This is a genomic window from Streptomyces phyllanthi (genome assembly GCF_009377205.1).
GTDB classification, from domain to species: Bacteria; Actinomycetota; Actinomycetes; order Streptomycetales; family Streptomycetaceae; genus Streptomyces; species Streptomyces phyllanthi.
Map to the genome: position 1 here is coordinate 1 of NZ_VJZE01000500.1, position 6,422 is coordinate 6,422.

6 protein-coding genes are annotated in these 6,422 nt (G+C 72.0%); 3 read left to right on the top strand and 3 right to left on the bottom strand.

What is annotated here, in order from left to right; genetic code table 11:
* The first annotated feature begins 391 nt into the window (after positions 1-391).
* The 3 genes from FNH04_RS39215 to FNH04_RS39225 all read left to right on the top strand — a co-directional run bounded on the left by FNH04_RS39215 (position 392) and on the right by FNH04_RS39225 (position 3,452).
* Positions 392-967 carry an IS607 family transposase gene (locus FNH04_RS39215; protein WP_322725158.1) on the top strand — a complete coding sequence of 192 codons (576 nt, stop codon included), beginning with the start codon at positions 392-394 and terminating at the stop codon, positions 965-967.
* The gene (tnpB, locus tag FNH04_RS39220) at positions 964-2,421 is read left to right on the top strand and encodes an IS607 family element RNA-guided endonuclease TnpB (protein ID WP_322725160.1); all 1,458 of its coding nucleotides are present in this window, start codon (positions 964-966) and stop codon (positions 2,419-2,421) included. The genes FNH04_RS39215 and tnpB overlap by 4 nt, the downstream gene beginning before the upstream one ends.
* A gap of 107 nt (positions 2,422-2,528) precedes the next feature.
* The gene (locus FNH04_RS39225) at positions 2,529-3,452 is read left to right on the top strand and encodes an LLM class F420-dependent oxidoreductase (protein WP_152790784.1); all 924 of its coding nucleotides are present in this window, start codon (positions 2,529-2,531) and stop codon (positions 3,450-3,452) included.
* A gap of 136 nt (positions 3,453-3,588) precedes the next feature.
* Here FNH04_RS39225 and FNH04_RS39230 read toward each other — a convergent pair whose 3' ends face one another.
* Genes FNH04_RS39230 through FNH04_RS39240 form a run of 3 tightly spaced genes read right to left on the bottom strand, consistent with a single transcriptional unit; the run spans position 3,589 to position 6,355 of the window.
* Entirely contained in the window at positions 3,589-4,773 is a 1,185-nt protein-coding gene (locus tag FNH04_RS39230; protein WP_322725161.1) for a cytochrome P450, read from the bottom strand.
* Between the two features lie 41 nt (positions 4,774-4,814).
* Positions 4,815-6,164, bottom strand: a complete 1,350-nt coding sequence (locus tag FNH04_RS39235; protein WP_322725162.1) for an NAD(P)/FAD-dependent oxidoreductase — start codon at positions 6,162-6,164, stop codon at positions 4,815-4,817.
* Positions 6,161-6,355 (bottom strand): ferredoxin, encoded by a 195-nt coding sequence (locus tag FNH04_RS39240; RefSeq protein ID WP_152790786.1) that lies wholly within the window; start codon positions 6,353-6,355, stop codon positions 6,161-6,163. Before FNH04_RS39240 ends, FNH04_RS39235 begins: the two co-directional genes overlap by 4 nt.
* Positions 6,356-6,422: the final 67 nt, after the last annotated feature.

The window sequence follows — 6,422 nt, forward strand, 5'->3', positions numbered from 1 at the left end:
GGCCCGAGAGGTCCGCGTCGAGCTGGGACAGGTCGGCGTTGAGGGCTGCCATCAGCATCTCCATCTGCTGGAGCAGCCCTGTGGGCTGCGCGGGCAGGGATGGTTCCGGCACGGCTTCCTGGGACATCACGGCCTCCTCGGCCCTCGGCCCCGGCGTGGGGCCCGCAAGCGTCCCGGCAGCGGCCGCCGGTGACGGGCGCCGGGCGGTCCGGCACCGCCCACGCCAACGATCACCGCTCGGACGGGTCACTGCGCGAGTTCGGCGCGTTGCATCGGGTTGACGAATTTTCACTCGACCGGGGCGGCGGGGCGGGCGAGGGATGAAGACTGCTACAGATTTTCTAGTCGTTCATAGTCATATCTAGTCGTGTGTCTCAGATACTTTGGTCTTGTGAAGCTTTCGGAGTGGGCCCGTCAGCAGGGCGTGAGCTACCAGACCGCCTGGCGGTGGGTGAAGGACGGGAAGATGCCCGTCCCCGTCCGCCAGGCGCCGTCCGGGACGTGGCTGGTCGACGAGGTCGCCGTCCAGCCGTCCGGGCGTGTGGTGGCGTACTGCCGCGTGTCGTCCGCCGACCAGAAGACCGACCTTGACCGGCAGGCTGCCCGGGTGGTGTCAGGCGCGAACAGGCTGGGCCTGGCCGTCGCCGAGGTCGTCACGGAAGTGGGTTCGGGGCTGAACGGGCGGCGCCGCAAGCTGCACCGGGTGCTGTCCGATCCGCAGGCGGCGGTGATCGTGATCGAGCACCGGGACCGGCTGGCCCGCTTCGGCGTCGAGCACCTCGAAGCCGTACTGTCCGCGTCCGGCCGGCGCCTGATTGTCCTCGACCCCGCCGAGACCGCCGACGACCTGGTGCGCGACATCACCGAGGTACTGACCTCGATGTGCGCCCGCCTGTACGGACGGCGGGCGGCGAAGAATCGTGCCGCCCGCGCGGTGGCCGTGGCGACAGGCCAGGACGCCGAGTGAAGACGTTCCGTCCGCAGCCCGGGTTCGTGGTGCAGGCGTACCGGTACGCGCTGGACCCGAACGCCGCCCAGGAACAGGCGCTCTGCTCGCACTGCGGCGCCGCGCGTGCCGCCTACAACTGGGCTGTCGGCTGGGTGACCGCCTCCTGGTGGCAGCGCCGCGCCGAGGAGACCTACGGCGTCTGCGAGGAGGAGCTGACCGAGTGGCGGCCGTGGTCGCTGCCCTCGCTGCGGAAGGCGTTCAATGAGACCAAGCACACCGACCCCGGGTTCGCCGGCTGGTGGGCGGAGAACTCCAAGGAGGCGTACTCCACCGGTCTGGCGAACGCGTCGGCCGCGTTCGACAACTACGCGAAGTCGAAAAACGGCAAGCGCAAAGGTGCCCGGATGGGCGCGCCGCGGTTCAAGGCCAAGCGGAAGGCGCGCCTTTCCTGCCGGTTCACCACCGGCACCATCCGCGTCGAGCAAGATGGCCGGCACGTCACCCTGCCCCGGCTGGGCACACTGCGCACCCACGAACCCGCCCTCAAGCTCCTTACCCGCGTCCAGGCCGGGACGGCCCGGATCCTGTCCGCCACGGTGCGGCACGAGCGGGGACGCTGGTTGGTCTCCTTCCAGGTGGAGGTCAAGCGGGACCTTGAGCGTGTGGCGCGTCCGAATGTGGCGGTCGGGATCGACCTCGGGGTGAAGACCCTCGCGGTGATGGCCGACTCGACGGGCGAGGTCCGCACCGTGCCCAACCCCGGGCACTACGACCGGGCACGGGGGCAGCTGCGCCGCGCCTCCCGGATCGTCTCCCGCCGCCAGGGCCCCGACCGGCGCACCGGACGCAAGCCGTCGAAGCGGTGGGAGAAAGCCAACACGGCCCTGGGCAAGGTGCACCACCGGGTGGCGAACCTACGCGAAGACGCCCTGCACAAGCTCACCACCGCTGTGGCCGCCGAGTACGGCACCGTCGTGGCCGAGGACCTGAACGTCGCCGGAATGCTGAAGAACCGGCGCCTGGCCCGCAGGATCGCCGACGCCGGATTCGGGGAGATCCGCCGCCAGCTCGACTACAAGACCGGCCAGCGCCACGCCACCCGTCTCGTGGTCGCCAACCGCTGGTACCCGTCCTCGAAGACCTGTTCCGGGTGCGGCGCGGTGAAAGCCAAGCTGCTGCTGCACGTCCGGACCTACGAATGCGACGCCTGCCACCTGGTCATCGACCGGGACCACAACGCCGCACTCAACCTCGCCGCTCTCGCGGCAGCCGCAGTAACTGGTACCGGAGTGGCCGGAGACCAGGGCACCACCCAGGCGGTGTCGAAGCCTCGTGGAGCCGACCAGAAGACCCGCGCCACCCGCCCCCGCCGTAAGGCGGAGGCGGGGCGGGCAGGTGGCGCAGCCCTGCCGCACCAGCGGCAGACGGAAGCGAGAGACCGTACTCAAGCCGAAGCCCTCACTCTTTGGTGACGAGACGGACCTTCCGGGCCGAAATCCCCGGGATGCTGAGACCCGACTACGGTCTCGGCAACGGACCGGTGCGGTTGACCGGTATTCGAGCGTGCAGGATGGGAAACATGGATCTGCGTATCTTCACGGAGCCCCAGCAGGGGGCCGGCTACGACACCCTTCTCAGCGTCGCCAAGGCCACCGAGGACCTTGGGTTCGATGCCTTCTTCCGTTCCGACCACTATCTGCGCATGGGATCCGCCGACGGTCTGCCCGGTCCCACCGACGCCTGGATCACTCTTGCCGGACTGGCCCGCGAGACCAAGCGCATACGGCTCGGCACCCTCATGACGGCTGCGACCTTCCGGCTGCCCGGTGTCCTCGCGATCCAGGTCGCGCAGGTCGACCAGATGTCGGGCGGACGCGTCGAACTCGGCCTGGGCGCGGGCTGGTTCGAGGAGGAGCACACGGCGTACGGCATCCCGTTCCCGCAGGAGAAGTTCGCCCGGCTCGAGGAGCAGCTGGCCATCGTGACCGGGCTGTGGGCGACGGAGACCGGCAAGACCTTCAGCTACGAGGGCACCCATTACCAGCTGACCGACTCGCCCGCGCTGCCGAAGCCGGCGCAGGCCAAGGTGCCGGTGCTCATAGGCGGGCACGGTGCGAACCGCACGCCGCGGCTGGCCGGGCAGTACGCCGACGAGTTCAACATGCCGTTCGCCTCGGTCGAAGACACCGAGCGGCAGTTCGGGCGGGTGCGCGCGGCGGCCGAGGCGGCCGGGCGCAGGGGCGACGACCTGGTGTACTCGAACGCGCTGGTCGTCTGTGTCGGCAAGGACGACGCGGAGGTCGCCCGCCGTGCCGCCGCGATCGGCCGCGAGATCGACGAGCTCAAGGCCAACGGGCTGGCCGGTACCCCCGCCGAGGTCGTCGACAGGATCGGGCACTTCCAGGCGGCCGGCTCCCAGCGGATCTATCTCCAGGTCCTGGACCTGGCCGACCTGGATCACCTGGAGCTGATCTCCTCGCAGGTCCAGTCGCAGCTGTCATAGCCATGGCGCTGACCCGCGCCCCCAAGGGGCCGCGGGCCCGTTGGGGGTGCGGGGAACCGCGCGGCCAGCCACAGGCGGCCCGCAGTCGGCGAACTCCCGCGGCCCCACGGCGCTTCCCGCTCAGCTCAACGCGGTGTCAGCGCATTCTCACCGGCAGGCCGGCGAACCCTCGCGTGATGTTGTTGAGCGCGCGCACCGGTTCGCCGTCGAGTTCGATGCGCTCCACGCGCTCGGCCATCGCCTTCAGCACGGCGTGTACTTCGAGGCGGGCGAGGCCCTGGCCCGCGCAGGCGTGGTTGCCGAAGCCGAAGCCGAGGTGGTCGGCGGGGTTGCGGCGGACGTCGAAGAGGTCGGGGTCGGGGAAGTGACGCTCGTCGCGGTTGGCGGAGCCGTAACTGTGCAGGACGCGGGCCCCCGCCGGGATCAGCGCCCCCTCACCGAGGTCCACGTCGCGTGTCGTGACCCGGGAGAAGACCTGGATGGGGCTCTCCATCCGCACGATCTCGTTGAGCGCCGACGGGACGAGGGCGGGCTCGGAGCGCAGCACCTCCCACTGCTCGGGGTGACGGGCGAACAGCCAGACCCCGCTGGACAGCGTCGCGATGGTGGTGTCGAACGCGGCCACAACATAGCCCGCCAGCAGCCCGATCGCCCCCTCGACGGGGATCTCGCCGCGCCGGCGCGCCTCCAGCAGGTCCCAGCCGAAGCCGCCCGGTACGAGGTCCTCCTTCGCGACGACCTCGGTGAGGAACGCCATCAGCGCCTGCACCCTGGGCCAGGAGGCCGCCGTACGGGGCACCTCCGGGCCCGCCGAGTCGAACCAGCCCGCCGCCATGTCGAGCAACTGGTCCCGCCCCTCCTGGGGCCAGCCGATCAGGTCCATGATCACGTGTACGGGAAGGTCCTGCGCGAGGTCGGTGACCGCGTCGAACGAACCCCGCTCCAGCAGCCGCTCCACCAGCCCCCGCGCACGCCGGTCGATGTCCCCGGCCACCGGGCGCAGGGCGCGTGGCGAGAGCCGTTCGGTGAACAGCTTGCGCTGCTCGGTCTGTGCGGGCGGGTCCATGTGGATCAGAGCGCTGCTCCACGCCCGGTTGAAGTCGTCGTTGAGTCCTATGCCCTGCGCGGAGGAGAAGGTCTCCCAGTCGCCGAGCGCCGAGCGCACCTGCGCGTAGCGGGAGACGAACCACAGGTCGTGGCGGCTCAGGAAGACCGCGGGGCCGAGGTCGCGCAGGGCCCGGTACTGGGGGTACGGGTCGCTGAGCGCCTCCTCGCTGAACAGGTCGGCGTCGGAGGTGAGGGCGGGGGCGGCGAGGGTCACGGTGATCTCCTTCGATCGGTGAGGGTGTTGAGGGCAGCCGGTCAGGCGGCGGCCAGGGCGCGGAGCCGGGCGACCGGGATGCGGTGGTTGAGGGCCGCGGCGACCGGGTGGTGCGGGTCGTCCCAGCGCAGCAGCGCCGAGCGGGCCTCCGCCGACCCCTTGAGCACGGCCGGTTCCCCGGCGGCGGGCAGGACCCCGGCCAGCTTCACGGCGAGGCCGAACGCCTCGGTCCAGAAGTACGGGCGGGGGGTGTACGGCGGCGCGCTGTCGCCGTTCAGCAGGGCGGCGACCCCCGCCCTCGCCTGGCCGATGGCGCTGTCCCAGTGCGGGGTGCGGCGGAACCGCCCGTCGCCGGTGGGGAACGCCGCGACATCGCCCACGGCGACGATGTCCGGGGCGCCGGCCCGGCAGCGCTCGTCGACCACCACCCCGCCGAGCAGCGTCAGCCCCGAGCCCTCCAGCCACTCGGTGTTGGGCCGGCAGCCGACCGCGGTGACGACCAGATCGGCCTCCAGCCGTGTGCCGTCGGCCAGTTCGGCACCGTACGGCGCGGGTGTCACCCCGTCCGGAGCGACGACGGTCCGTACGCCCCGCTCGTATGCCGCCCGCCCGAACAGACCCGCGAGATAGGGCCCGAGCGTGGTGACGAGAGGCGTGCGGACGTCGACGACGGTGACGGACAGGCCGAGTTCGGCGGCGACCGACGCGATCTCCATGCCGAGGAAGCCGCCGCCGATCACCAACAGGCTGCGGGAGCGGGTGACTCCGGCCCGCAGCCGGAGTGCGTCGTCCAGGGTGCGCAGCGTCCGCTCGCCGGGATGGCCGAGGGTGCGGGCGCGGGCGCCGGTGGCGATGACGAGGGCGTCGTACGGGAGGTCGTCCGCGGATCCGTCGTCGTTCCGGACCCGTACGCGCCGTGCCGTGAGGTCGAGGCCCGTCGCGCGGGTCCCGGTGAGCACCTCGGCCTCGCCGCTCTCCGGCAGCACCAGCGCGCCGGCGTCCTCCGTGCCCTTGAGTACGCCCTTCGACAGCGGCGGCCGGGCGTACGCGGCCCACGGTTCGTCGCCGACGAGCGTGATCGGGCCGTCCCAGCCCTGCCCGCGCAGCTCGTCCACGGCGGTCACCCCGGCCAGGGAGCCCCCGACCACGACCGCGCGCCGCGTCCGCGCCGTCCGGGATGCCCCGCTGGTGCCGGCCGTCCCGCTGGTGCCGGCCGTCCCGCCGGTGTCCGCTGGGCCGGGGAGCCCGCCCGTGCCGACGGCGTCGACGGTTCCGGCGGCCCCGCCAGTCCGGTCCGCCCCGTGGGCCCCGCCGCTTCCGGTCGCCCCTTGTGGCCCGCCGGTCCCGCTGGTGCTGCTGGTCCCGCCGGACCCGCCGCTTCCGGGTGTCACGACCGGATCCTCAGCGCCGCCACCGGGCAGGCCCGGGTGGCCGCCTCGGTCCTGGCCGCCAGCTCGGCGGGGATCTCGGGCAGCAGGACGGTGACGACGCCGTCGTCGTCGAGTCCGAAGACCTCGGGGGCGGCCTGTTCGCAGAATCCGAAGCCGTCGCAGCGGGCTTCGTCCACCTCGATGTGCACCATGCCGACCACGATCGGCACGGGGGACGCGGGGGACCATGCGTGGTTCTACGGGGTGGGTACCTGGTTC

What these genes read in the sequence shown, in the direction of transcription:
- FNH04_RS39225 (WP_152790784.1), top strand. Translation starts at nt 2,529, where the DNA reads ATGGATCTGCGTATCTTCACGGAGCCCCAGCAGGGGGCCGGCTACGAC.
- FNH04_RS39240 (WP_152790786.1), bottom strand. Translation starts at nt 6,355, where the DNA reads ATGGTGCACATCGAGGTGGACGAAGCCCGCTGCGACGGCTTCGGATTC.